The 23,427-nt window shown below is 65.3% G+C and carries 26 protein-coding genes; all 26 read right to left on the bottom strand.

Going from position 1 to position 23,427, the window contains the following annotated elements; all coding sequences use genetic code 11:
• Positions 1–7: 7 nt before the first annotated feature.
• The 26 genes from LPW26_RS06140 to LPW26_RS06015 all read right to left on the bottom strand — a co-directional run bounded on the left by LPW26_RS06140 (position 8) and on the right by LPW26_RS06015 (position 23,370).
• On the bottom strand, positions 8–1,234 hold the full coding sequence (locus LPW26_RS06140; RefSeq protein ID WP_238733420.1) for a glycine-rich domain-containing protein: 1,227 nt from the start codon (positions 1,232–1,234) through the stop codon (positions 8–10).
• Positions 1,235–1,885 carry a hypothetical protein gene (locus LPW26_RS06135; RefSeq protein ID WP_238733416.1) on the bottom strand — a complete coding sequence of 217 codons (651 nt, stop codon included), beginning with the start codon at positions 1,883–1,885 and terminating at the stop codon, positions 1,235–1,237.
• Between the two features lie 5 nt (positions 1,886–1,890).
• Complete coding sequence (locus LPW26_RS06130; RefSeq protein ID WP_238733413.1) at positions 1,891–3,018, bottom strand: baseplate J/gp47 family protein; 1,128 nt, start codon at positions 3,016–3,018, stop codon at positions 1,891–1,893.
• A 19-nt stretch (positions 3,019–3,037) separates the two neighbouring features.
• The gene (locus LPW26_RS06125) at positions 3,038–3,619 is read right to left on the bottom strand and encodes a phage GP46 family protein (protein WP_238733409.1); all 582 of its coding nucleotides are present in this window, start codon (positions 3,617–3,619) and stop codon (positions 3,038–3,040) included.
• Positions 3,619–4,125: a phage baseplate assembly protein domain-containing protein gene (locus LPW26_RS06120; RefSeq protein ID WP_238733406.1), complete on the bottom strand. Its 507-nt coding sequence runs from the start codon at positions 4,123–4,125 to the stop codon at positions 3,619–3,621. Before LPW26_RS06120 ends, LPW26_RS06125 begins: the two co-directional genes overlap by 1 nt.
• A gap of 3 nt (positions 4,126–4,128) precedes the next feature.
• The gene (locus LPW26_RS06115; RefSeq protein WP_238733403.1) at positions 4,129–5,169 is read right to left on the bottom strand and encodes a phage baseplate assembly protein; all 1,041 of its coding nucleotides are present in this window, start codon (positions 5,167–5,169) and stop codon (positions 4,129–4,131) included.
• Between the two features lie 7 nt (positions 5,170–5,176).
• Entirely contained in the window at positions 5,177–6,394 is a 1,218-nt protein-coding gene (locus LPW26_RS06110; RefSeq protein WP_238733400.1) for a DNA circularization N-terminal domain-containing protein, read from the bottom strand.
• A 9-nt stretch (positions 6,395–6,403) separates the two neighbouring features.
• Positions 6,404–8,371, bottom strand: a complete 1,968-nt coding sequence (locus LPW26_RS06105) for a phage tail tape measure protein (RefSeq protein ID WP_238733398.1) — start codon at positions 8,369–8,371, stop codon at positions 6,404–6,406.
• Positions 8,372–8,486: 115 nt separating this feature from the next.
• Positions 8,487–8,852 carry a hypothetical protein gene (locus tag LPW26_RS06100; protein ID WP_238733395.1) on the bottom strand — a complete coding sequence of 122 codons (366 nt, stop codon included), beginning with the start codon at positions 8,850–8,852 and terminating at the stop codon, positions 8,487–8,489.
• Positions 8,852–9,235 carry a phage tail tube protein gene (locus LPW26_RS06095; RefSeq protein WP_238733393.1) on the bottom strand — a complete coding sequence of 128 codons (384 nt, stop codon included), beginning with the start codon at positions 9,233–9,235 and terminating at the stop codon, positions 8,852–8,854. Before LPW26_RS06095 ends, LPW26_RS06100 begins: the two co-directional genes overlap by 1 nt.
• A gap of 70 nt (positions 9,236–9,305) precedes the next feature.
• Positions 9,306–10,817, bottom strand: a complete 1,512-nt coding sequence (locus LPW26_RS06090) for a phage tail sheath C-terminal domain-containing protein (protein ID WP_238733390.1) — start codon at positions 10,815–10,817, stop codon at positions 9,306–9,308.
• A 3-nt stretch (positions 10,818–10,820) separates the two neighbouring features.
• Complete coding sequence (locus tag LPW26_RS06085; protein ID WP_238733389.1) at positions 10,821–11,051, bottom strand: DUF2635 domain-containing protein; 231 nt, start codon at positions 11,049–11,051, stop codon at positions 10,821–10,823.
• A 10-nt stretch (positions 11,052–11,061) separates the two neighbouring features.
• Positions 11,062–11,877 (bottom strand): hypothetical protein, encoded by an 816-nt coding sequence (locus tag LPW26_RS06080; protein WP_238733388.1) that lies wholly within the window; start codon positions 11,875–11,877, stop codon positions 11,062–11,064.
• The gene (locus LPW26_RS06075) at positions 11,874–12,287 is read right to left on the bottom strand and encodes a hypothetical protein (protein ID WP_238733387.1); all 414 of its coding nucleotides are present in this window, start codon (positions 12,285–12,287) and stop codon (positions 11,874–11,876) included. The genes LPW26_RS06080 and LPW26_RS06075 overlap by 4 nt, the downstream gene beginning before the upstream one ends.
• Positions 12,288–12,402: 115 nt before the next feature.
• A complete protein-coding gene (locus LPW26_RS06070; RefSeq protein ID WP_238733386.1) occupies positions 12,403–13,431 on the bottom strand; it encodes a major capsid protein in 1,029 nt (342 codons plus the stop codon).
• A 14-nt stretch (positions 13,432–13,445) separates the two neighbouring features.
• The gene (locus tag LPW26_RS06065; protein WP_238733385.1) at positions 13,446–14,096 is read right to left on the bottom strand and encodes a head decoration protein; all 651 of its coding nucleotides are present in this window, start codon (positions 14,094–14,096) and stop codon (positions 13,446–13,448) included.
• Between the two features lie 12 nt (positions 14,097–14,108).
• Entirely contained in the window at positions 14,109–14,636 is a 528-nt protein-coding gene (locus tag LPW26_RS06060; RefSeq protein WP_238733384.1) for a hypothetical protein, read from the bottom strand.
• Between the two features lie 2 nt (positions 14,637–14,638).
• A complete protein-coding gene (locus LPW26_RS06055; protein WP_238733383.1) occupies positions 14,639–15,562 on the bottom strand; it encodes a S49 family peptidase in 924 nt (307 codons plus the stop codon).
• 10 nt (positions 15,563–15,572) lie between these two features.
• Positions 15,573–15,830, bottom strand: coding sequence for a gpW family protein (locus LPW26_RS06050; protein ID WP_238733382.1), 258 nt, complete (start codon positions 15,828–15,830; stop codon positions 15,573–15,575).
• The gene (locus LPW26_RS06045) at positions 15,830–17,485 is read right to left on the bottom strand and encodes a phage portal protein (RefSeq protein WP_238733381.1); all 1,656 of its coding nucleotides are present in this window, start codon (positions 17,483–17,485) and stop codon (positions 15,830–15,832) included. The genes LPW26_RS06050 and LPW26_RS06045 overlap by 1 nt, the downstream gene beginning before the upstream one ends.
• Positions 17,486–17,610: 125 nt before the next feature.
• Positions 17,611–19,725 (bottom strand): phage terminase large subunit family protein, encoded by a 2,115-nt coding sequence (locus tag LPW26_RS06040; protein WP_238733380.1) that lies wholly within the window; start codon positions 19,723–19,725, stop codon positions 17,611–17,613.
• Complete coding sequence (locus LPW26_RS06035; RefSeq protein ID WP_238733379.1) at positions 19,722–20,345, bottom strand: hypothetical protein; 624 nt, start codon at positions 20,343–20,345, stop codon at positions 19,722–19,724. Before LPW26_RS06035 ends, LPW26_RS06040 begins: the two co-directional genes overlap by 4 nt.
• Positions 20,346–20,490: 145 nt before the next feature.
• Positions 20,491–21,054 carry a hypothetical protein gene (locus LPW26_RS06030; protein ID WP_238733378.1) on the bottom strand — a complete coding sequence of 188 codons (564 nt, stop codon included), beginning with the start codon at positions 21,052–21,054 and terminating at the stop codon, positions 20,491–20,493.
• On the bottom strand, positions 21,051–21,206 hold the full coding sequence (locus tag LPW26_RS06025; protein ID WP_238733377.1) for a hypothetical protein: 156 nt from the start codon (positions 21,204–21,206) through the stop codon (positions 21,051–21,053). Before LPW26_RS06025 ends, LPW26_RS06030 begins: the two co-directional genes overlap by 4 nt.
• A gap of 419 nt (positions 21,207–21,625) precedes the next feature.
• Positions 21,626–22,261, bottom strand: coding sequence for a transcription termination/antitermination protein NusG (gene nusG, locus LPW26_RS06020; RefSeq protein ID WP_238733376.1), 636 nt, complete (start codon positions 22,259–22,261; stop codon positions 21,626–21,628).
• A 2-nt stretch (positions 22,262–22,263) separates the two neighbouring features.
• Positions 22,264–23,370 (bottom strand): hypothetical protein, encoded by a 1,107-nt coding sequence (locus LPW26_RS06015; RefSeq protein ID WP_238733375.1) that lies wholly within the window; start codon positions 23,368–23,370, stop codon positions 22,264–22,266.
• Positions 23,371–23,427: the final 57 nt, after the last annotated feature.

Raw genomic sequence — 23,427 nt, 5'->3', positions numbered from 1 at the left:
TCTCCGATCACGCGTATTCGTCGATGTAGATGACGCCCTGACCGCCGTTGCCGCCGGAGTGCGAGGGTGCACTGTTGCCCGCCGATGCGCCGCCGCCGCCAGCGCCGAACGACGTGGCGTGATTGCCGTTCGACCCACCCCCTGAGATGAACACCGAGTTTCCACCACCACCGCCGGTGACTGGCGACGACGCACCAGGGCCCGAGACCAGGTTGACGGCGGACAGCGCCGTTCCATAGACACCACTCGATCCGTTGCTGATGTAAATGTTGCCGCCGGTGCCGGCCCCACCGGCCCCACCGGTCTGCATGGATGCGATGGAGATGTTGTCCGGGGAGGCACCACCCCCGCCTCCCGTGGCAGAGCAGAAGGCGCCGAAGGAAGACGTGCCACCAGTGGCCCCACCGACACCTGCACCGCCGCCACCGCCGCCACCGACGGTGATAACAGCACCAGAGAACCCGGAAGCGATCTGCGAGATGGCGACGCCGCCGGCACCACCCCCGCCCGCCACACCAAAGCTGGATCCGCCCATGGCCGGGGATCCTCCGCCACCACCCCCGCCACCGAGCACAGTCACGACGATGTAGCTGGTGCCCGGTGTCGGGTCGTAAGGCGTCGATCCGACCGTGCTGAACACGCGGCGCTTGATGAAGCCGCCGGGCGCCTTGCCGGACGCGTTCAGATTGTTCTGCACGACGAGCTTCGTGCCGTCGTAGATCATGTCGACGACGGAGCCGGCGCCGTAAACGCCGGCGACCAGATCGGAGCCGTCGCGGTTCTTCAACGGAACCGTACCGACTCCGACGATGGTGACCGTCGCGGCTCCAGTGATCGCGTTGGCGAGCTTCGTCCTCAGCGGCAGGCCGGCAATGAGTTCGATGGGCGGCACCCACATATTCAGCACGATCGCGTTCGTGCTGCCGGTATCGGGCGCGTAGTTGGTCTTGCCCCGCTGGACAAGGTTGTAGACGGCCCGGTTCAGACCATTGTCGCGATCTTCTACGCCGTTGATCGGCGTGACCCCGTCGAGGCGATTACCATTGATGCGGTACAGGCCGCGAAGGACGGCAAGGACGCCGTTGAAGAACGCGGCGCGGACGTCCGTCCCGTCACCCGCATCGATACTGGTGCAATCTTCGAACCACGTATCTAACGCACCAAAGGTCCGATCATCATCGGGCCGCGTTGTGACTGCGCCTTCGGCATTGGCAGGACCGAGAATGTCGAACATTTAGAACACCTCGTAAGTGATCTTGATTTCAGCGTGGACAACTCGGGCGAGCAGACATTCCAACGGGGCAATGTCGGGAGGACACCACAGCCGCCAACCAGCTTTGAACCGCCCCACTTTTGGTGGAGCGCGATGCCGCCCAGAAAACGAAGGACTAGCTGCAAGGTCGACAACGATCACGAGCTCGCTGCTGCGGCGCTTCCCTGTCCGCATTCTACCGACTTTGGTGCCAACACCGAGCCGCGATCCGCAGGTCAGTTCATCGTCGAGGCAGGTGATCGACCAGCCGGCGCGTGCCGCGATCGCCGCGTAGTATTCGCAACGCGTACCGCCAATCGCGGCCACCTTGGCGCACAGATCCGGGAACGGATCGCAGGCATCCGGAAGGCCGTATTCCTCCATCCACAGATCGTGCGTCTCGCTGTGGGTCGCGCACCAGAATTCAAGGCGCAGCGCGCAGAGCCGCTGCGTCAGGAAGGCGAACACCTCGGCCGCGCTTTGCCAGTAATCGTGCAGGATGGAGCCCGGCTGCGGACCGCTCTCATGGGTCTGCCAGGCGCGGCCACGCGGCAGCGATTTCATGGCGGCCTGTGTGAGATCGTCATGCGTCAGGCACCGGAACGTCGCCGGATAGGGGTCGCGAGCCGCCATCGCGATCACACGAAGCTGACGGTGCCGAGCACCGCCATCTCACCCGGGTCAAGCGCGACGTCGGCGGACGGCGAGGTGATGACGTGGCGCTCCTCGCCGCTCGCATTGGCCACCGATTGCCAGATCCACGAGCGGGAGAACGACGCCGGATAGGCCAGATACGGCATGTTCGAGATCTCGCTGTCGGTACCGGCGACGCGGGAGCGACGACGGAACACATCGCGTAGTTCGGCGCGAACCGCTTCGCGGACGTCGCTGCGATCCGGCGCCAGCCCGCTGATGACGACATCGACCACGACCGCGGTCGGCGCCGCGACGGCGACGCGCGCGCCGGCCGGGCGCAGAGCCTCGATATGATCGCGGACACGCGCGACATCGCTCGGCGACGGGATGCCGTTGTCGTAGAGATCGAACATCAGCGGGAACACCCGCACCGTGCCGTTGCCCGACCACAGCCGCTCGACATAGACGGTCGGCCGATCGGCGTAGAACGACACACCCGGCACCTGGCCGGCCCACATCACGTAGTCCGCGGCCGAGCCGCCGTGCGGCGGATTGCGCTTGCGAAATAGGATGCGGGCCCGGTAGCTCTCAATGTCCTCGACGTCGGCGCCGTAGGCTAGCCCATCGCTGTCGACCTCGGCCAAGGCGTCTGGATCGCCGGTGCCGCCAGAGACGATTTCGAGCGGCGTGCCGGCTTCGGTTGTGCCGGCCTTTCCGTCCGCCGAGGCTTCAACCCGGACCGTGAACGAGCCGGCTCCTGTGGTGGAGCCGGCATCCTTCGAGATGAACTCGACGCCGTCGGCCCGGCGAAACACCGCGCCCCCGGCGAGCACAAAAGCAGCCGCCGTCGTGACAATCACCTTGCCGCGCGCCGGCGCCGCCGGGTTCTGACTGATGCCGAATTCCTCGCCGTGCAGCTTCAGGCTTTCGAGGTCCGGCGCCGTGACGGCGAACTTCTGCCGGCTGATGTAGGACGCGAAGCCGAACACTTCGAAGGTCATGCCGGCCATGACCTTCGCCGACACATAGACGTTGTTCGGCCATACCCATGCATCGCTGCCCTTCAGGTTGGCGCGGAAAGCCTTGCGGGCGCGCGCCATCAAGTCGCCGAGAGACGGGACCGCATACATCAGCAAAACCTCTGAAAGATCAGGCCGCACCGAACGGAAGCGGCCGGGGCGACGTCAGGCTCTGACGCCACAGGTCATCGAACTTGAAGTCGTAGACCTTCGACCCATCGCGGCCGTAGATCTGGATTGCGAGCTCGACGCGGTTCGCCGCGAAGTAAGCGACGGCCTGCGCTTCGATCCGCACGGCGACGCCCTGTCGGATCAACGTCGCGAGCGCCTCGATCGCCAGCGCCTCGACCCAGCGGCGGATCTCTTCGGTGAGCGGCGCCCGCGCCAGCACCCACAGCAGCGATCCCATCTCGCCTTCGCCGAGCTCGGCATGGATATCCTCGCCGTCTCCCCACCAGCCGCGCGGATCGCCGTCCTCGACCAGGTAGGCGAGCGGGTGGTCCTTCTCGATCCGCCGATCGGTGAACAGCGAGATGATGATCGCGGTGTGCAGCGCGGCCTTGGACCGCAGCCCGCCGCGGTTCTGCGGCTCATCCGGCCCGGCCATCGCCCAATCGGCGAAGCCGCTCCACGGCTGCCAGACGCTGTCCCACAGCAGGATCGGCTGCTCGTCCGACCCTTCGTCGATCCTGACCCGAAGCGAAGAACCCATCAGCCGACCTTTGCCTTCACGTTCACGGACGGGCCGTCCTCGGTCATCACAAACGAATAGGTTCCGTCGGTGCCATCGCCGCCGAGGAAGACCATCTTCCCGTCGCCCGGCTTGACCCACACCTTGCTGTCGCTCGACCGCAGCTCGACCTCGCCCTTCTGCGACGTCACGTGGACGCCGTCGCCGGACTTCATCCAGACGACGTTGCCCTTGTCGTCGTAGAGGACCGCGTTGCCCTCCTTCAGGTTCTTCGGTCGGTCGTCCTTATGCTCGCCGCCGATGAACAGCGTTCGGTCCGACCGGCCGCCGAGCTGGATCATGACGCCCTCGGCGTCCTTGCGTGGGTATGAGCTGATCCCGTGCTGCTGGACGCGGACGACGTCCTTCATCTGCTCGTTCTTGAGTCCTCGGAAATCGACCTTCTGCTGCGTGCCGCTGTCGTCGAGCTTGAGCAGTCGGCCACGCCGGAACATCGATCGCAGTGCATCGTCATGCTCCCACGACATCGCCTACTGCTCCCAATCCTTGCCCGACTTGTTGCCCTTGCCGCCTTCGCCGCCATAGCTGCGCGGATCCGTGAGCCCGAGCGTTGCGAAACTGCCCTGCTCGCTCTGCTCGTAGTCGACGCTCTCGATCAGCATGTCCTGTGCGATGTCGAGAAACGGGCTTTCGGTCCAGACCAGGTTGCCGGGCTCCCAGAGCTTGCCGCCTTGATCGTGGAAGCCCTGCACGGTGATCGTCGCCTTCAGGGCATCGCCGGCGGCGCGATCCTTGCGGTTCTTGGCCCGCTTCTTGGCGCGCTTTTTGTCGGTGTCCTCATCCTGCACGATGATGATCGGCCGATGCCGCTTCACCGCGGAGTCCTTCTCCGTTTCTTCGACCTCCAGCGCATCCTCGCCGTGGCCGAACGGACGCTGCCCGCGCACGATGATCTCGGAATGCCGGTTGCGGCCGTTGTGGCTAGCCGACCCCTCGAGGATGTTGTCCCCCTCGACCAGCGCGCCGCTCTGGCGCTTCGAGCCGGCCTTGGTGATGTTGATGTCGCCATCGGCGGTGCCGGCGAGCGTCAGGCCCTGCTGGCGCGCCATCTTCTCGACGCAACGGAAGACGCTCTCGCCGGGCGTCAGCTGATACTGGTCGATCTTCTCCAAGGGCTGGTCGGACCGGAACTTGGCGCCGTATTTCTTGCAGACCTCGTTGCCGATTTCCTTCGGGTCCTTCTTCTTGAAGCTTCCGGTGTCGTGTTCGGCGGAGCCGTCGATCAGGTCCGCCGATTTGGAACGGCCCGAAACCGAGATCTGTGCTTCGTTTCCCTTCAGACTTGGCTTTCGTTCGTCGATGTGACCGCTCAGCAGCAGGTCGCCATTGGCCGAAATCGTGATCGCGGTCCCGACAGCGAAGACGCGGTTCGTCGCCGAGGCGCCAAGCTCGGCGGCGACATCAAACGAGAACGATCTCGCCGCCTCGTTGAAGGCGGCCCGTACGCTGACCTTCTTGAACGCCGTGTAGTTCATACCGCCGACGCTGACGGTGACAACCTCGATGCCCATGGCCTGGCTACCGCGCCAGAGCTTCGAACGCAGGCGGCATAAACGAGGGATGCACCACCCGGTTGCGCGCGACCAGCTCGCCCGACCGAGTCGGGTCGGCATAGAGACGCCACGCCCAATACAGCGACGGCATCGACATGTTCGCCGCGACGTTCATCACCGGCGCGAGGTCGAGGATGACGCGCGACAGATAGTCGATTACCGCGTCGCGGATCGCGCCGACCGCGTGCGAAAGGTCGATATCCTCGGCGCCGATGCCGAGCAGTTCGGCTTCGAAGAACTCCGCGGTGTCGGCGCGCAGCCGGATGCCGGCCTGACGATCCGAGAGTTGCACGCGCGCGACCGCCTCCGCATAGGCCGCCAGCGCGGCGATCCGCAGTACCTGGTTGGCAGCCTGCCGGTTGCGCGCCGCCGCGGCCGCGGACGGCGTGCCGTAGAACACGGGGCCGGCCGGGAGCGCGATCGACGGCTCGGTTGCCACTTCGCCGAACGCCACCACAGCCGCCTCGGGAGCCATGCCGTCGCCGAGCGCTCGTGCGATCGACACGATCTGCACCGGGATGTCGGCCAGCGCGGCCGGTTCGGCGATCATCGCCTCGGCGCCGTCGAACAGGCGGTCGATACGAGCACGCTGAACCGTACTCACCGCCAGGTCGATCGATCCGCCGGTGCGGATCACCTCCAGCGCGGACACCGCGTCGAGCGTCGCCCCGACCGCCTCATCCACCACGAAGTCGGCGCCGGTTGCCACCACCGTCGACGCAAACACCCGCGATAGGGCGACTGACGCGTTCTCAGCAGCGAGGAACACCATGTTGGCGAGCTGTGCGCCCGACACCAGCGCCGAACTGGCACCCTCGCGCACGAACATCAGCGCGAGAGCGATGAAGCCTGCGCGATCCTTCCTGCGATCACGCCGGAAGGTCAGGCATCGCACCAGGATCGGGCCGTGCGTCGGCAGCACCAGAATGCCAGCGCCACGCGTCGCGCAGGTTGCGATCACCGCCGCGGCATCGGCATCCGCGCTGTCCGACGCCACGTAGGCCGTGACTTCGAACTGGCGGCTCCGCTCGCCGAGATCCTCGAGGAACGGATCGTCCCGCATCGGGAACTCGTGAATGACGATGCGACGCGCTCCGTCGTCGCCGTCATCCTCGACCCAGAACGGCACGCCCTTGTAGGACGCCATCCACAGCGTCTTGGTCCAGTCGCGCGCTAGCGCCATCGGGAAGCCTCAGTAGCTGATCGGCGGCGCCGGCGCGGCCGCGTCGGGCGACGACTTGCCGGTCGACCCGGGGCCGTTGGTGTTGAGCTGACCGCGCATTTGAGCGGTCGTATTCTTGGCCGTGGCGATAGCGTTGAGCAGCTCGCTGGACGGCTTCACCTCGACCTCGACTTTCACCGTCGTCTCGCCGCTCACTTCGGCCGATCCGGTCAGCTCGGCCGTGACGGACTTACTCGGCAGGTCGAGGATGTTGTTCTCGCCGGCGCGGCCGTCGTTCGGAGCTGGCGTCTTCCAGCCCATCTTGCCCGTTGCCGTCACCCTCTTCCCGGTCTTGTTCTTCCCCATGTCGGACAGGGCTTGCCCACGCCGCCGCTCGCGATCCACCTCCTGCAGAACCTCGAGCTCCTTTTCGCTGAAGATCGGGCCCATCTCCTCGGGAGTCTGCGCCGATAGCGCGCCATCGATCTCGAACTTTCGCAACCGAAGCTCGCCAAGGATCTTCTCGCGATCGGCGCCGGGATGGCCTCGCATACGCTCGCGCCATGTCGGGTTCTTGCTGTCGCCGGCCTTTTCGATCACGTCGATCTTCTGGTCGATCTCGCGCCTCTCCCTCTCCAGCGGAGCGCGGCGGCGACGAGCCAACGCCTCGCGAGCCTTTTGGACCTCCGGCTTTTCGTCTTCCTCGATAATCTCCCGCAGAATGCGATTAGCACCGCCGACCACAGCGCTGCCGCCGTTGGCCCATAGCTTCGAGCCGAGCTTCTGAAGCACGACGTCGAGGGTCGCCGAAAGCTTGTCGAGCGCAACCTGCGGCCGGTCCAAAGCCCGCTCCAGGTCGGTCGCGCCAGCGCCGCCTGACGTCTTGAGCCGATTGGTCACATCGTCCAGGACGTTCTTGTATGACAGCAGCGCCAGCACAGCGCGCCGCATTTCCTTGTCGCCGGCGAGCAGCGGCAGCTTCGACAGGTCGCCTTTCAGCGCCTTCTCCGTCATTTCGACGAACGTCTGGATCAAGTCCTTGCCGGACTTGCGGGACTTATCCATCTCCTTGCGGATGTCGATGCCGAACTTCTTGAACTTGTTCGCGGTCTCATCCGTCTCCATCTTGCCGAGCAGATCGGAGAACGACGACGCAGCCTCTTCCGTCGTACCGGATCCGGCACGGATCGTTTGCAGCACAGCAACGATGCGCTTGAGCCCCTCTTCGCCCTTCAGGCCGATCGCCGCAGCCTGCGGCGCCATCGACGCCATGTAGCGGGCCATGTCCTTCAGTTCGAACTTGCCGGCCTTGCCGCCGACAACCAGCGTATCGAATGCCGCGTCCATCTTGCTCGTGCTGATACCGAGAGCCTGATTGAGCGCCAGCGCAGTCGTAGCCATATCCTTGACCTCGGCGCCGGCCGCCTGCGCGGTCTTGGCGATCGCCGGAAGCGCCGGCAGCGCCTGCGGCAAATCCATGCCGCCGGCCACCAGGCTTTCGAGGCCGCTGGTAACATCGTCGAAGCTCTTTCCGGTCTGCGACGAGAGCCCACTGATCGATCTATTGAGCTGCTGAATTTCGGCGTCCGTCGCATCGGCCGTGATGCCGATGCGCGTGATAGCCATGTCGGTTTCAGCGTAGCGGCGAACGCTCTTCTGGCCGAGATAGACGCCGCCAGCTGCCGTAGCCAGGCCGCCGATCCCCGCCATGCCGAGGCCCGCCCCAACTCCAGCCGCCCCGAAGCGAGCCGCAGCAGCGGCCGCGGCAGCTGCCCGGCCAGCCGAAACGGACGCAGCCGCGGAAGCTCGTCCGGTCGCGCGCCCGGCACCCGCAGCAGCCGCTTCCACAGCGCCCGCCCGCCGCGCCGCTCCAGCAGCCGCCGTGTTGGCATTGCGCGCCGTCGCGGTCAGCCGGGAGATCTTCTGCGCAATCGCGCTGAAGACCATGCCGGTCGCGTCCCTCGCCGAAATGACGGCGCGGGCTTCGATCGTTCGCATCAGCGGTTCTTTCGTGGACGTTTCGAGTACCAGGCCACGGCTCGCTCGAGCCAGTGGATGATCTGGTCTGGAGTCATGGCCTCGACGGACATGGCGTCGAAGCCGAGCGAAAAGACTAACTGGTCGGCGGCTTTGAGGAGCTCGTCAAAGCCGCAGGCTTGAAAAAATCAAGGACCGCATCCTTCAGCGCGAGGGCATCGCGATAATCGACCTGCCCTAAAAGGCCGGGGTCGATCTTGTTGCCGGCGTCATCGGTCGCCAGGGCGGCGATGTACTTCTCGATGATGCCCATGTCTTCGTGCGGCAGCATGGCGTTCTGCAGCACGATCATCGCGGCGGGGTCGCCGAACGACATGATCTCGCGGTAGCCCGGCTGGCGAAGGCGGATAAGCTCGATCTTGCGTTCGCCATGCGCTTCGATCGGCTTGACGAGCACCCGGAGGCGGCTGCCGTCCGGTCCGACTGTGAATGTGTCCGACATCAGGTGATCGTCTTGTAGTTGTCGGCCGCGATTTCGAGGTTCGACACCTCGCCGGTCGAAAGATCGATGTCGGGATCGCCAGTGAAGCAACCGTTGGTGAGCAGGTGCGTCACGCCGGTGTCCTGCTCGATGAACGTGAACGGGATGTTGATCATGAGCATGATGTTCTCCGACCATCGCAGCGGCGTGCCGTTGTCATCGACGAACCGGTCGAAGGTGCACTTGGCCTTGCGGGGCTTCGCCTTGTTGGTGCGGAAGTTGCTGCCGTCCTGATTGCTGTCGACCTCAACGGTGATGTTCGAGGGCTGTAGCGAGATCACGCCGCGCGCCGAATACGCGACGCCGTTGATGACCGTTGAAACACGGCCGCCGGAAGTGTGCATGGTGGTGATCCTCGTGTGAGAAGCTCAAGGAAGGGCAGCCTGCGGCGGGCGCACGGCCCGCCGCAGGCGATCAAGCCGCGTACTGCAGGAAGGTCGTCGCGTTCGCAGCGAAGACGCGGAACTGGTTGACGACGTCGACCGGCAGGTAGGCGTTGACCCGGTTCGGATCGCTCGACCGCTCGACGATGAGCGACTTGGCGAACTGCTCGGAATTGTCGACGAGGCCACCCTGCTCCAGCTCCGTGTAGATGTGGACGCACTCGGCCTTCAGGATCTTGACCGTGACGATGCCGGGATTTCCGGTCGGATTGTCGTCGGCGAGCGCGCAGCGGCCGTACTTCTGCGTGATGCGCTGCCGCATGTAGCGCACGAAGTACACCATCTGCAGCCGGGTCTCGACGTCCAGCCAGGTGATGTCCGGCTGGTTATAGGCGTTGACCTGATAGGTGGTCACCGAGCGGTCGATCAGCACAGTGCCATCGACCATCACGGTGAAGCTGGCGATGCCGTCCTGATAGAGCTGGTTGCGCTGCAGGGTGGTCGGCCAGTTGGCACGATTGAGCGGCGGGCGGATGCCGACGAGGTCGAGCGTTTGCACAGGGCGACTGATCCGGTAGGCCTGATCGACTTCGCCCCCGATGTTCTTGTCGGACGCGATGCGCGCCCCCCAGGCCGCGGCCCAACGCCACGGCGGCGATGTCGTGTCGGGCGTGACCCCCACCAATGTGACGTTCGGATCGTTGCGGAGCACGCCGAACGCCGCCTGGTTCGAAAACGTGTCGAACATGACGGTGAAGTAGTGGCCGTACAGCTGTTGCATCGGCGACCACCGGCCGGAGGTGCCGCCCAGGAAATCCTTGATCACGTCCAGCGACGTCGTGTCGGCATAGGGCGCGCAGATGAAATCGAATTCGATGTCACCCAGCGCCGCGAGCGCGGAGCCGAGCGCCGGCGTGCCCGTCCCGGTCGTTGTGGCAGCGATGGTCAGATAGTTCCGCAGGGCGCTCTCGTCGCCGACCAGGCGGGTGATGATCGTCTGCTTGCCGGCGATCGCCCCGACGTTGCGGGCCGTCAAGGTCACCACGTTGCTGGCAACCGTCGCAATCACCGAGAACGACAGCGGACGGCCGAACTTGAAGTACCCTTGATTGATCGCCGCGGCGAGCGCCGTCGCGACGTTCGCGTTCGTGTCGGTCGGGTTGACCGCGACCTCGACCTTCTCGCCACCGATGTAGAGCACGAGGCTGCCGGCGCTACCGAGGATGCCGGGCGCGACGGTGATGGTGTGGGTCTGCGCGACGCCGGCCGGATCTGCCACGGGCAGACACCAGATCTCGCCGAACGGATGGTTCTGCCGCGCCCACACGGACATCTCGGACAGCATCGAGCCGGCGCCGAACAACGCCTGCGGGTCGCCGTCGAGACGAATTGCAGTGTCCACTGCCGCGCTGCCGCCCGACGTCTTCTGGCCGACCACCAGCGTGCGGCTGGGCCCCTGGTAGGCGTTCGCGCCGGCATTCACCTCGGCATAGAACAGCGGGACCCGGAGGGTCGGCGGGATGTTGTTGAACAGCACCGACATGGATCAGGTCTCCTTCTGGGCGCGATGGTGCGGCGGCTTGGACGGCGGGGGCTCGGGGGCACCCGGCATCGGCGGCTGGGGGTCGGCGACGATCACGTCTCCGACCCTGATGAGGCGCTCGTAGTGCACGGTCCGCGGCACCCAGGATCCGGCCGCGGCCATCACGGTCGAATTGCGTTCGGGCATGCGGACGCGAGCGCCCTCGGCGGGCGTCACAAAGACCATCTGCGTCATTGGCTGTCCTTCAGGATGGATCGGAGAAGTCGAGTTTCGCTTTGATGGACGGCGCGTGGTTCGCGTTCGTCAGTTCGATATCGATCCGCTTCATCGCGGGCCTCGTCAGGATCGACAGGGAGGCGGCGATGGCCGCGCAGACTTCGGCACCGTGCGACCCTTCCGGCATCGCCTTCGCCACCTTCCGCAGCGGGTCGGGCAGCACATCGAGCCCGGTCGGCTCCGAGCCGATCGCGGCGTTGCGGACCTGCACCTGGTCGTCGCTGATCTCGCAATGAAGCGTGAGGATCCGAACGGCGATCCTCGTCCCGGCATCGTCAACGACCTGGCGGTGACATTCCGACTTTCGGATGCGCGCGATGCTGCGGAACAGGAACGGCAGCGGCGCCGGGTCGTAAGCCAGCCGGCGCACCGCCTGAAATTCGAGAACGTCGAGCGAGGCTTCATGGCGGGCGTCGGTGTCGGGATAACCGACGATGAAGTCCGCTCCATCCTTCACCGACTGGATCATCCCGAGCTCGAGCACCACCTCGATCATGCGGCGAAACGGCGGCCCGCCGTTCTGCTCGGATAATTGGTCGCCCTCGTCATTGTCGGTCAGGACGACGATCGTCGGCAGCGCGTCGCCGGCGAGCGCCTCAGGCGCGAAGTCCGACATCCTGCTGTCGTAGACTCTCTCGGCGGCGATCGTCGGGCGCGGCCGCGGCGTGTCCGAAATCGAGAATGCTCCGCTGAAGCCTGCCGGTTCGAAGCTGTGCTTGCCGCCCTCATCGCCCTTCAAGCACTCGGCGACGCAAAGCCTCAAGGCTGTCCGCGCCAGCGTCATCGTTTTCGGTCCGTCAGCGGGATGGTGGTGCGAGCGACGCCATCGGGCCGCGGCGGCTTCGTGATCTCGTAGACCGCGCCGGTTTTGGCGCGCGTGATCCGGTCACCCGGGCGCGGACGCCACTGCAATCCGGCATCATTGACGGTGACGAAGGGTTGCCCGAGCGTCCAGGCATGTGCGTTGTCATCCTGCACCGATCCTCGCGCCTTCGGCGTGATCGAGCTCGTCGCATTGTGCCAAGCCGCCACGGCCATGAAGGACGGGCGAGACGGATCCGCAACCTTCGGAAGATCGACGTCGGCGCCAACCGTGAATGCTTCGAACAGGAATGTCTCGCCGTGCACTCGGTCGATCGCCCGAGAAGCTTTTGCGGCAGCACGCTCGAAGGGAGTCATCAGGATCAGTCTCACTCGATAGCTCGCGGGCTCGCGGTCCGCATCTATCCTATGATGCAAAAAGTCCGGCGCTGGCGGCGCCGGGCTCTTGCAGACGCTTAGGCCGCCCGCGCCAATTGGCGCAGCCGGATCACTGCTGCTTAGCGCGGAGCAGCATCTCCGGGCGGGTGCAGGCGAACAGCGGGTAGCTGTAGAGTTCGACCCGGTCCCACTGGTCGCGACCGGACTTATCCTCGAGGATCAGCCCGACCTTCTCCTCCCCCCGCTTGTTGAGGTAGGGCTTGAACTCGCTGGCGGGGGCCCAGCCGACCTTGAAGGCCCCCCGCGCACCGATCGGGAAGAACCGGGCCTTCTGGCTGCCGATCGCAATCGTCGTACCGTCGTCGGTGCCTTGATAGTTGATGAAGGTGATGCCCTCGATCTCGATCGACGAGAACCCTTCGATTTTTTCGAGCAGCGGCGCACGCTCGGTGCCGAGCTTGGTCTCCTTGATCTGCGGGTGGTTCACCAGCATATCGAAGAACTCGTCGCCGACCAGCGCACCGACGCGCGTGCTCGGAGTCCAGACGCCCTTCGCGGCCTTCTGCATGGTGCGCTTGACGTCGCGGCATTTCTTGCGAACGTCGGTCGTATCGACGTTGAGATTGAAGTTGATCTCGGCCGGTTCGGCGATGCCCCATTCGCTGAACCAGTCATACAGCACCGTGGTGCCGTCCGCATCGAACACCTTGCCCAGGATGGCGCCAAAGCGGTGATACTCCCAGGTCAACTCCAGATCGTCCGTGATCTGCGCAGTACGGTCGGAGACTTCCTGCGCGATGTCCCGGGTCTGCTCATCGAAGGGCAGCGCAAGGACGCCCGCCAGCTCGATCGCATAGATCGTCGAGCCCTTGGCGAGACGAACGGCATCGAACTTGCGGACCTTCGCCCCCTGGGGGATCAGCTCCTCCGGCGGAGCGCCCATCTCCGAGGTCGGGATGAGCGACAGCGTGCCCTCCTTGCTGGCGATCGCGATGGTGCGGGACCGCGAATAGATCGGCTCGAACAAGTTGAGCGAGCCGAGCAGCTGGGGTTTGAAGGCGACCTTTTCCACGACGTCCTCGTGGAATTCGATCACACCCCAGCCGTTCGCGTTGAAGACGTCGGTGACGAGTGCCATTGCTGCAGCCCTCCTTAGCGGCCAATGATGCCGAACGTCGCCAAAGAGGCGAGCGCAGCAGTTTTCTGATCGCTCGTGACGCCTCCGGCCCAGACCAGCAAGTCGATCTGAACCTCGGAATCGCGAGCCGTGATGGTGCGTCGGACGGCAGCAGAGGTCGCGTCGCAACCCTCGTAGAGGATCGCGCTGGCCGGCTTGCTGCCGTCGAAGGGTGCGTAGACGGCATCGCCCGGCTCGATCACCACGTCGACGTAGAACTTGTCCCCGACGACGTTGGCCGACGCGCCGGCCGTGATGGCGAACTTGACGCCGCCGCCGGTGAAGGCCGCGCCGTGGGTCGATACGCCGATCGCTTTGCCTTGCGGATCTTCCCAGCTCACCTTGGTCGCCGCCGATGCCACGCCGACATAGCGGCCGCTCTTGGCGGTCGCGGCGATCGGCGTTGTGGCGTCCATCGCGATGGTGCCGGAATTGGCCGTGTTGGCCGCATCGGCGGCTGCCGTCGCGGCGACGCTCGCCGGCACGACCTCCGGCGAAAGCACGGCACCGGCCTTGAGAACACCGGAAGCGGCCTTGATGAACACCTGCTCGCGCGAACGAAACCCGTGCGCCTCGGAAACGATGTAGCCGGCCGTGCGGTTGAGGTCTTCCGTCAAAATGGGCATGTGAGCCTCCCCTTACCGACGCTTGTTGGTGGTGGCGACGGCCGCCGCGAGCGGCGAGCGATCGCTCCTGCCGTCCGTCTTCGCCTGAGGCTGCGCCAGAGCGGAGGCCGAGGCGCGAGCGGCAGCGTAGTCGGCGGCGGACGTGGCGGCGGGCTTGGCCGCGGCGATATTCCCCGTCACGAAGGTCGCGATGTCGCCACCGGACATGCCGGGCGACTTCACCGCGAGATCGAGCGCGGCGGCCATGCGGCCGGCATCGCCCTTGATGCCTTCGGCGCCGAGCGCGGCAGACAGACGCTCGGTCGCGGCGGTCGCGCCGGCCGTGACGCCCTCGGCGCGCGCGGCGGTGACCGCGGCGTCGTGCGCGGCTTGCGAGATGCCGGGATTGGGATCGCCCCCGGCGGGCGGGCTGTTAGTTGCCATGCTTCCGTTCCTCATCGTTGCATTGAGCGCCGGGGCGCTGGTGTCGTCCTCATTGAGGACATCGTCGACCGCACCGGCCACAGCATTGTGGACGGCGGCCAAAAGGCTTTTCGCCATGATCAGGATCTCCGGTTGACTTCCTTGACGAAGGCCGCAAAGGCCTCCTGCCCGTCGCCGACGGCGTCGATCAGACCGAGATCGAGCGCCTCGGCGGCCGTGAAGGCCTGCGCCTCGGTCTTCAGCGCCTGTGCCTTGGTGAGCCGCTTGCCGCGACCTTTGGCGACGACGGCGGCGAACTGATCGCGCACCTCATCGACCTGCGCTTGCCAGCGATCGCGCTGGCCGTCCGGCAACGGCTCGTAGGGATTTCCCTCGATCTTGTGCACGCCTGACTTGATGATGGTCACTTTGATGCCGTCCTGCTCCAGCGCGCCGGAGTAATCGGCATGCAGCATGACGCAACCGATCGAGCCGGCACCACCGAACTGCGGCGCAATAATCTGGCGGCATGGGCTCGCCTGCAGATAGGCAGCCGAGTAAGCGAAATCCGTCAGGATCGCGATCGTCGGCTTGGCCTTCGACAGTGCCGCAATCATCGCCGCGGTTTCGAAACCGCCGTTGACCATTCCGCCGAAACTATCGATCTCGAAAACCACGCCCTTGACATCGGCATTCCGTCCGGCGCGCGCGATCTGCGTCTGCAGGCCCTGATACGAAGTCTCGCCCGACGGCGCGCCGATCCAGCCGCCCTTCTGGATCAGCGACCCCTCAATCGGGATGATCGCGACGCCGTCGACCATATCGAACGGCGCGTATCCGCTGCGATCAACGTCGCGCCCCATCCTGTCCCCGATGACACCGGCGGACGGGCGGCCGTTGGCGAAGGCGACGTGATCGACGCCGCCGGCGCCGTTCATGATAGTGATCGAATGCCCGGTGAGCTGCGGCCCGATCGCGCGCAGCACGACCTCCGCCTTGCGCGGATCGTACATCAGCGGCTGTTCGAACAGCTGGCCGCACAGATGCGGATAGGCGATGCTCATGCTTTTGACCTCAGACGAACCGCATCCGCTTGGCGTAGCGGGTGCGAGTGCCGTTCTTGACGGCGCACTGCCGCTCGTAGTTGGCGATCAGATCACGCAGCTGCGCCATGTTGGTGGAGCTCCACCTGACCTCGTGATCGTCAAAGCGCGTCATCACCACGCCGCCGCCAGTCGAGACCTGCAGCTCGACCTTGCGCAGCGCGCGGGCAACGGCGCAGGGATCGTCAAAATCGATCTCGACGCCGTCGATGCTGACGATCTCAACCATCAGGCGTTCTCGCTTTTTCGGACCCGCGGCGCATCAGCGACATCGTCTGCAGTATCATCCTTGGCCGCACTGGCGCCCCTGGCTCGTTCGAACGGAGACGGCATGCCTTCGGCGACATAGAGACGATGCTCGCGGCGACGTTGTTCGAACACCTCGTCCGCATCCTTGCCGAGTTCGGCACATTCGTCGGCCAGCGTCGAGGAGCCGTTCCAAAGACGCTCGCTGGCTGCCTTCGCGCTTTTGCCATCGTCGGCCGTCGGCTTCGCCGGCCCCTGCCAGAGCGCCCAGCAGAAGCGGTCGCGGTTCTCGCGGAACAGATCATAGCCGCCCTTGACGACGATCCGCCCCTCGCCGACCTCCTCGTCAAACCAGCTTTCGTAGGCTGCCTGCGACGGCGGAGCCGCGATGCGTTCGCGGCGCCGCGTCACCACAGGCCAGATCGACGAATTCTCCATGCGGGTCGACGAATATGTCGCGCCTTCGTAGTTCATCGTCATGCCGCCGAAGGTGATGCCGATCGCCCGCGCCATGGTTCGCGACAACCGATCATCGACTGGCAGGAACTGCGGCCCAGGCGTCTGCGCCGACAACAGCTTGAGCTCCTCGTCGGGCGCCAGATGCGAGACCTGCGGATCGCTGCCGATCGCGATTTCGCTTTCGGCCGCGCGCTCCAGCTGCGCCATGAAGTAATCGCGCATCTCGGTCGCATAGGACAGCGGCTGATCGGAGCCTGGCGCTGCCGGTATGTCGTCAATGATCTGCGTGATCGCCTCGAAGGCTTCCTTCGAAGGCGACTTTGAGGTCAGCGTCGCGGCGAACACCGTCTGCAGGATCGCGGTCTGGATCGTGGTGTCGACCAGGACCTCCTGCTGAATGTGCTCGCGGAACGCTGCGGCGAGCCGGCTGATGCCCCGGACGTCGTCGCAGTCCATCGGATCAAAGACATGCACGATCAGTTGGCGGCCATCGACATCCCGCGCCCGATAATCGCGCTTGCGGCTGATGCCGGATTCCTTCTCCTCGATCCGGTAGGCGATCGGCCGGCCCGATGGATCGTGGATCACGCCCTGGAACAGCCCCTCGATCACGCTGGTGTCCTGTACCAGTTTGGTCGGGTTGACCATGCACAGCTTGGTGCCTGAGGCGATGCCGTAGCGCTTCCGCTCAGACGGGCGCATGTAGTCGATATTGAACAACGCCTCGCCATAGGCCATATCGTGGCGCAGCGCGATGTCGATCATCTGCGGCACAGTGAACTTGCCGCGCGCGTCGCATTCCTGCGGAGACCACGCCCAGCGCTTCCAGCGCCGCTTGATGGTGCGCACAAGCTGCGCCGTCTCCTCCGGGCTGTAGCCCAAGTCCTCGAGATCCGGCTGCGGGTTGAGCACCAGCTCGACCCCGACGGTGTCGGCGATCACCTGATCAGCCGCTCCGCGCAGCCGACCGGAATTCTGGATCAAATCCATCGCCAGCGCCGCGGTCCGGCGCCAGGCAATCCGCACGTCGTCGCGATGATCGCGCAGCGATGTCTGCCGCGTTGAGAAGATCTTCGACCGCGTGTCGCGCAGATAGCCGGCCCGCGCCCGCGGCGGGACGGTGCTTGCGCCAATTGGCGCAGCCTTGTTGCGGCCGAGGATGCGGGAAAGGAGGTTCAATGCGTGGCCTATTGGTCCAGAACTTCGCGGATCTTGCCGACCGTCAACGACGGATCGATTTCACCTAGAAACAGCAGGATCGTCTTGCGGGCAGTGAACGCGAGCGTGTTCGGCGCGCCGTCGACCTACCGCTTCTTCCACTTCTCACGCCGCGCCGCCTTGGCCTTCTCGCGATCGGCGGCGCTCACCAGCACCGGCTTGCGCTCGAACGGTCCGGCCGCGGCATCGAACAGATCCGGCGTCGCAGGCTTGCCGTGCACCATCAGCAGCAGATCGGCCCAGCGCTGTTCGTTGAGCCGGCGCTTGTGCTCGAGGTGCCAGCCCAGCGCCAGCGCATAGACCGTGGCGTCGAACCAGTCGTTTTGCCGCCCGGGCAGCTTCGCCCATTCGCGCGGTGCGTTCGGCTTCACCAGCGCCCGCGTCCGCTTGTTGGCGGCGTTGGCGCGGCTTTCCTGCTCCGGATCGACCAGCCGTTCGGCGGTGAGCTCCTTGACGAAATGTTCGTCGGCAAGTTCGCTCGTCAGGTGCAGCGTGTTGCGCGGCCAGCGACCCGCTTTGTCCGGGCCGTCGACCAGGTTGGCGAGGCCGGCCACAACCTCGGTCTTCACGTCGTACAGGCCGACCGGATAGAGCATCACCTTGCCCATGACCCGGTTGTTCCGGTCCTTGATGTCGCGCTTCTTCGGCGTGCCGAGCCATGGAAGCCCATGCTTGTGCTGGCCATCGAGCGCGTAGCAATGCGGCCGGTTCGAACAGAACCGATAGACGCGATCGGTGATCCAGCCGGCATCCACGCCCGACAGGTCGATCCCGACCTCGCCGCCTCCGGCGGTCGGATATTTCCGACCCAGCGCATCCGACAGCGCGATCCAGGGTTCGTCGTCCTGGTCGGGCTTGCCTTCGAACACTTCGCGGTCGATCAGCCAGCGTTGGCCACGCGGACCGAGCGCGTAGCATGTCCACTTGATGCCGTAGCCCTGCACGTCCGCCGATGAGACGAGTAAGCCGGCACCCGCCGGCACCTTGCCGCGCGGATAGGTATGCGCTTTTGCGGCCTCGAGCAGATTCTCCCATTCCACCGCAGCGCCGCCGGGCTCGTAGGGCTCGGCAAGATCCTGCTGATAGAACGCCTTCAGCTTCGTGGTGTCGGTCTGCGCACCTTCCCAGCGCTCCCAGATATCGGCGAAGCTCTCGCGCGGCGCATAGGCCGCCCACAGATGATAGCTCGGCTGCCAGTCGGCGCAGCGGCCCTCACAGGGATCGCAGCGCCAGCGCGGCAGATCGTCCGGCTTGATCACCAGCGGCACCGGATCGGCGCCGTCCGGCACGCGTCGCGGAATCCAGACGTCGCTCGCCAGCATCTCGTGCTTGTGGCCGTCGAGGATCACGCCGTCGCAGGCCAGGCACCTGAAATGCACCGGAAGCTTGGCCGCCTCATCGGGCGGCCGGAGCTGCTCGATCATCAGCGGCTGATAAGCGGCGCAATGCGGACACGGCACGTAGTAGTAGCGCTGATCGCCCGCCATGAAATCGGCGGTGATCATGCATTCGCCGGCGATGCCTGGCGTGGAGCCTTCCCACTCCTTGCCGAGGTTGCCGTACATCTTCTGCCGCGCGCGGGCCTGATCCCGTGGGCTGCCGCGACCGTCGACGTCACGCGGATAGCCGGTGACCTCGTCCATCGCCAGATACTTGATCGACACCATCTGCAGGCCCTTGGACGAGCCCGCGTTGACGATGATGCAGTAACCGCCCGAGAACCGCTTGTAGGCGGTCGTCGATGCCTTCTCGTCGCGGCTGTTGACCGGCGCGACCTTATGGTTCCACGCCTTCGAAGCCGTGATGGTCGGGTCGAGCTTGACCCGGTTGAACTTGGTCGCCTCCTCGAGCGTCGGCAGCACGATCATCATCGGGCCCGGCGCGCGGTCGACGACGTAGCCAAACCAGTTCTCGATCGCCGTCGACTTACCGAGCTGCGCAGCCCAGCGCGCCGTGACGCGCCGCGCCGGATGGTCCGGGTGCAGACAATCCTGCGGCTCGCGCAGATACGGCACCCGATCGGTGCGGAACTTCCCCGGCCAAGGCGAGCCAGACTCGGCCGAAACCTCGCGGTAGCGATCAGACCACTCGCTGATCGTCAGATCCTCGACCGGCTTGGACGCCGCAGCGAGACTGCCGAACAGAACCTTGGCGCCGGGCGGCAGATGCGGGAAGCGCAGCCGCGGATCGTGGAAGCTCATTGCAGCGGCGCCACGACGGCGCTGTCGTCACCCTGCTCGGCAGCCATCTCGGCGCGGTTGATGCTGTCGAGCATCTTCAGAACCTCGCCATGGAATACTTCGACGCCGCGCCGCGCATAGGACTTCAGCACCAGGCGGACGATGCGCTCGTCCCAATTGTATTTGACCGATGCCGATGCGGCCTCGCTGTCGACCGCGCGATCGAAGGCGCTCTGCATCAAAGCGACCGCATCGCGGCCGGCCCGGTCAACCTCCCCAACCGGCGTCAGCTCGCCGCGCCGTTCGGCGAGGTCGAGCTCGCGCAGCTCGGCGTCGGCATTGACCTTGCGGGCGGCACCATCGGCCTGGGATCCGGCGAAGCTGCTGCGGCCAGGCGAAGACACTGGCGACTTAGCGCTCTGCGCCGGCACCGCCGACCTGCGTAGCCTGACGTTCTCGGTGCGGTGCAGTTGCAGCGCATTGAACTCGACCAGATTGGACTTGCCTTCGCGCCGCGTCTTCAGCGCCTCGGCATGCTGGCTCACGTAACGCGACAGCGTCGAGCGATCGACGGCATCCCCCGCCGCCGTCAACCTCGCCGCCGCATCCGTGATCGAAATCCACTCGCTATCGACCGTCATCCGTGCACCGACACGTGCGCCGTGCAGGCGTTCACGTGTACCGAATTACAATTGAGCAACTACGCGAACCCCGGGCCTCTCCGCGCCGTCCGCGGCGCAGCAAAAGGAATACGGTCCCTTTTTGTGCGCCGCCGCAGGATTTCAGTCAGGAACCGAGAACGCGGTAGAGCTCGTGAGCGATGCGTCCGGGCATCTCGCGCTGGACGGTCGCGTAGAACACGGCCTCGGAATTGCCGGTGACCATCTCGGTCGGGATGTACAGGCCGGAGCGTGGCGCCGCGGCGAGCGGCAGCCGCGCCTTGCCTGCGCGTTCCAGCACGGCCCCGTTGGTCTTGAGGGCCACTCGCTTCGGGAAGAGGCCGCCCTTCATGAACGTCCCGGGGTAGACGGAGCGCTTGTTCCAAGGCGCAGCGCTCACACCCTTTCGGGTTTCGCGCGGTTTGAAGAACACAAGCCGGACATCGCCGCCCTTGGCCTTGATCTCAAAGTTTGAACCGTTGAAGGCCTTCTTCGCCTTCAGGGCTTTCGCCATGGTCTTTCGCTTCATCCCAGTCTGAGGGACGAGCGCGCGGATCATCGCGGTACGGGCTTTCGCACCGGTGTGGTTCTGAGCCCGGACCATGACGAGATCGAGCTTGCTGCTGGCAGCCTTCAGGGCGTTCGAGATGCGCTGGACCTGCCCGACGTCGAAGTTGAGATCAACGCTCATCGCCGGCTCGTCAGGCGCAGACGCGCCAAGGCGATGCTGACGGACTGCGCCGTCGACCGCAGATCTTCAATCGACGACTGCGCCACGAATTTCAGCTGCTCGGAGGCATCCTTGGTGTCGCCTCGCGCGATGGAGCGCGCGCCGATCTTCAAGGCTTCCCGCCGTTCTTTGCATCGGCACATGGTCGATCACCAATAATCGCAGCGGGCCGTCAGCCTGCAGGAGACTGACGGCCCTTCACAATCGAGCCCTCGCGGGAGGACCGCAGCTTACGCCTCGGTTCGTCGGGCTGGACGACGGGCCGGAAGCGATGCCACTGACCTTAGCTGAATGAAAAACGCCCGCCGCATCGGCGCGACGCAGCGGGCGAAGTCTAGGGAGGAAACGCCCAAGGAGGGCAGCGATGACGAATGCCATCGCACACCCTATGACGCAAAACGCCCCAGCGTTTCCGCCAGGGCATTTGACAAAATGCAAAGCTTCGCTTTCGTTGCGCCCCGAGCAGCGGGGGCAACTGCGCGGCGGGGGCTCTTGGCCTTGCCACCGTCAGCCACTCCAGCGGCAGGGTCCGCTACAATGGCTCGACTTGGTCCTGTGACAGGTGCACGCGGACCTTGCGCTTGAAGATGTCCATCAACAGCGTGATTCGCCCATGGTCGTCAATCGCCTCGATGGTGCCATTGTGCCCGCCCAGCAGCTCGCCCACAGCCGCACGCACCTGATCACCGATGGCGAAACGCACATTGGGCCGCCCCTTTTTCTCCAGATACGCCTCGCGCTCGGTCACTTCGATGCCGTGGATAATCGCCATAGCAGAGGGCCTGACGATCGCGACCTCCTCGCCAAACCTCATGAACGGCCGCGACGTCAGCACTCCGTAGGTCGAGCGGATCAGACCTTCCTTGGCTGCGACCTCACGCTCAGGGACAAAGACAATACCGGGGAAGATCGGCTTCACCACATCCGGATGATCCTTGCCCTGCTGGTGCTGGCGCGCCGGCAGCTTGGCCGCATGCAACTCGGTCGGCACATAGAACGCCACCTTCCGCAGCGTCAGGTTTGCCGTCACGGTGAACACCCGGTTCGGTTCGGTCATCAGCACCAACCATCGGCAATCGCTCGTCGGCGCGATGTCGATCGGCTTTTCGATCGCGACGTAGTCCACGAACTGCCCGATCTTGAATTTGTTGGCTTCGATCATCGTCATCCTCACCCTCTCCCGCCTTCGCTCGCAAATGCTTCGTCGTCGTCCGCCGTCATCTCCGGCGGCGGCGGATCGGCCCCGTGATCGCGCTCGCTGGTGGCGATCGAACCGTCCGCCTTCGGCGGCCATGGCCACGGCGCGCGGATGCCGCGGCGCTCGTTCTCGCCGACGCCGCGCGCAACGATCAGCGGCGGCCGATTGCCGAGAACCCGATCCTTCAGAAAGTTCGCCCAGGCGCCAATCTGGTTGCGGTCTTCTATCCACAGCCAGGCCGAGCTTTCCGGCGCATCGGCGAACACCTTGACGCGCGCCGACATCTCGCCGCGATAGACGATCCGGCCGCCGCTTTCGAAGGGCCGCACCCGCGCAACGGCGTACATCGCGTTGATCGCCCGCGCCTCCGGACTACCAACCTGATAGGTCGATGTCGCCGAGTGGACCTTGCCGTCCGCGGCCGGGACGTAGCGCAACCACTGATCCCAGCCGGCTTCATCGCGGATGAACGATTGCGCGCTCTGGGCAGTCGGTCGCTTCTGCGGCGGATGTGAGCACAGCCACGTTCGGTAGCCCTTCGCAGCAGCTATCAGCTTTGATCGCCTTCCCGTCTCGACCCGATCGAACACGGACCGCGACAAACCGAGCTTGGGGATCGGCTCACCCCATGAACCGACGAACTCTTCCCATTCCGGATCGGACGCACGCTCCCCCCCGGAGGGGGGTAAGGGGGGAGTCTTGGAATCCAGTAAGGAATCCTTTTGCAGTCTCAGGACTGGGAATGGATCAGTCCCAGGCCTGGGAATGGCGCCGGAATTTCCAGTCCCCACGGGAGACTGGCCGGCCAGCGCCGAATTATCGGCTTCCACGGCGTTGATGTTGCTATCGTTTTGAACGCGCTCGCTTTCTTCATCGTCGCCAGTCTCCACGGGAGACTGGAAATCGCCAGTCTCCGCCAGAGACTGCGCATCGCCTGCGCGCGCGAACACGCCGTCGTAGCGCGCGCGATCCTCTTCGCAGTCGATATCGAAACTGGCGCCGAGATTGAGCCGCACCGTCGGCCGCTTCGCTCCGTCCGCCAGCACCAGCGTCGCCCGGTCGCACAGGCCGAGCGCCACCAGGGTGTTGAGGTGTCGAAACAGGCTGGATTTCGGCAGCCGCGTCCGGTCGCTGAG

Origin of the sequence: Rhodopseudomonas infernalis (assembly GCF_022271405.1) — a bacterium.
GTDB lineage: Bacteria > Pseudomonadota > Alphaproteobacteria > Rhizobiales > Xanthobacteraceae > Rhodopseudomonas > Rhodopseudomonas infernalis.
Note: the sequence above shows the minus strand (reverse complement) of the source record. Positions and strands in the feature narration are given on the sequence as shown.

Coding starts and splice junctions, on each gene's coding strand:
- LPW26_RS06100 (WP_238733395.1), bottom strand. CDS start 8,852: ATGTCGGACACATTCACAGTCGGACCGGACGGCAGCCGCCTCCGGGTG.
- LPW26_RS06055 (WP_238733383.1), bottom strand. CDS start 15,562: ATGAGCATCGCCTATCCGCATCTGTGCGGCCAGCTGTTCGAACAGCCG.
- LPW26_RS06080 (WP_238733388.1), bottom strand. CDS start 11,877: ATGACGCTGGCGCGGACAGCCTTGAGGCTTTGCGTCGCCGAGTGCTTG.
- LPW26_RS06095 (WP_238733393.1), bottom strand. CDS start 9,235: ATGCACACTTCCGGCGGCCGTGTTTCAACGGTCATCAACGGCGTCGCG.
- LPW26_RS06130 (WP_238733413.1), bottom strand. CDS start 3,018: ATGTATGCGGTCCCGTCTCTCGGCGACTTGATGGCGCGCGCCCGCAAG.
- LPW26_RS06060 (WP_238733384.1), bottom strand. CDS start 14,636: ATGGCGAAAAGCCTTTTGGCCGCCGTCCACAATGCTGTGGCCGGTGCG.
- LPW26_RS06110 (WP_238733400.1), bottom strand. CDS start 6,394: ATGGCGCTAGCGCGCGACTGGACCAAGACGCTGTGGATGGCGTCCTAC.
- LPW26_RS06090 (WP_238733390.1), bottom strand. CDS start 10,817: ATGTCGGTGCTGTTCAACAACATCCCGCCGACCCTCCGGGTCCCGCTG.
- LPW26_RS06050 (WP_238733382.1), bottom strand. CDS start 15,830: ATGGTTGAGATCGTCAGCATCGACGGCGTCGAGATCGATTTTGACGAT.
- LPW26_RS06030 (WP_238733378.1), bottom strand. CDS start 21,054: ATGAGCGTTGATCTCAACTTCGACGTCGGGCAGGTCCAGCGCATCTCG.
- LPW26_RS06125 (WP_238733409.1), bottom strand. CDS start 3,619: ATGGGTTCTTCGCTTCGGGTCAGGATCGACGAAGGGTCGGACGAGCAG.
- LPW26_RS06065 (WP_238733385.1), bottom strand. CDS start 14,096: ATGCCCATTTTGACGGAAGACCTCAACCGCACGGCCGGCTACATCGTT.
- LPW26_RS06085 (WP_238733389.1), bottom strand. CDS start 11,051: ATGACGCAGATGGTCTTTGTGACGCCCGCCGAGGGCGCTCGCGTCCGC.
- LPW26_RS06135 (WP_238733416.1), bottom strand. CDS start 1,885: ATGGCGGCTCGCGACCCCTATCCGGCGACGTTCCGGTGCCTGACGCAT.
- LPW26_RS06140 (WP_238733420.1), bottom strand. CDS start 1,234: ATGTTCGACATTCTCGGTCCTGCCAATGCCGAAGGCGCAGTCACAACG.
- nusG (WP_238733376.1), bottom strand. CDS start 22,261: ATGACGATGATCGAAGCCAACAAATTCAAGATCGGGCAGTTCGTGGAC.
- LPW26_RS06105 (WP_238733398.1), bottom strand. CDS start 8,371: ATGCGAACGATCGAAGCCCGCGCCGTCATTTCGGCGAGGGACGCGACC.
- LPW26_RS06035 (WP_238733379.1), bottom strand. CDS start 20,345: ATGACGGTCGATAGCGAGTGGATTTCGATCACGGATGCGGCGGCGAGG.
- LPW26_RS06040 (WP_238733380.1), bottom strand. CDS start 19,725: ATGAGCTTCCACGATCCGCGGCTGCGCTTCCCGCATCTGCCGCCCGGC.
- LPW26_RS06115 (WP_238733403.1), bottom strand. CDS start 5,169: ATGGGCATCGAGGTTGTCACCGTCAGCGTCGGCGGTATGAACTACACG.
- LPW26_RS06070 (WP_238733386.1), bottom strand. CDS start 13,431: ATGGCACTCGTCACCGACGTCTTCAACGCGAACGGCTGGGGTGTGATC.
- LPW26_RS06120 (WP_238733406.1), bottom strand. CDS start 4,125: ATGTCGTGGGAGCATGACGATGCACTGCGATCGATGTTCCGGCGTGGC.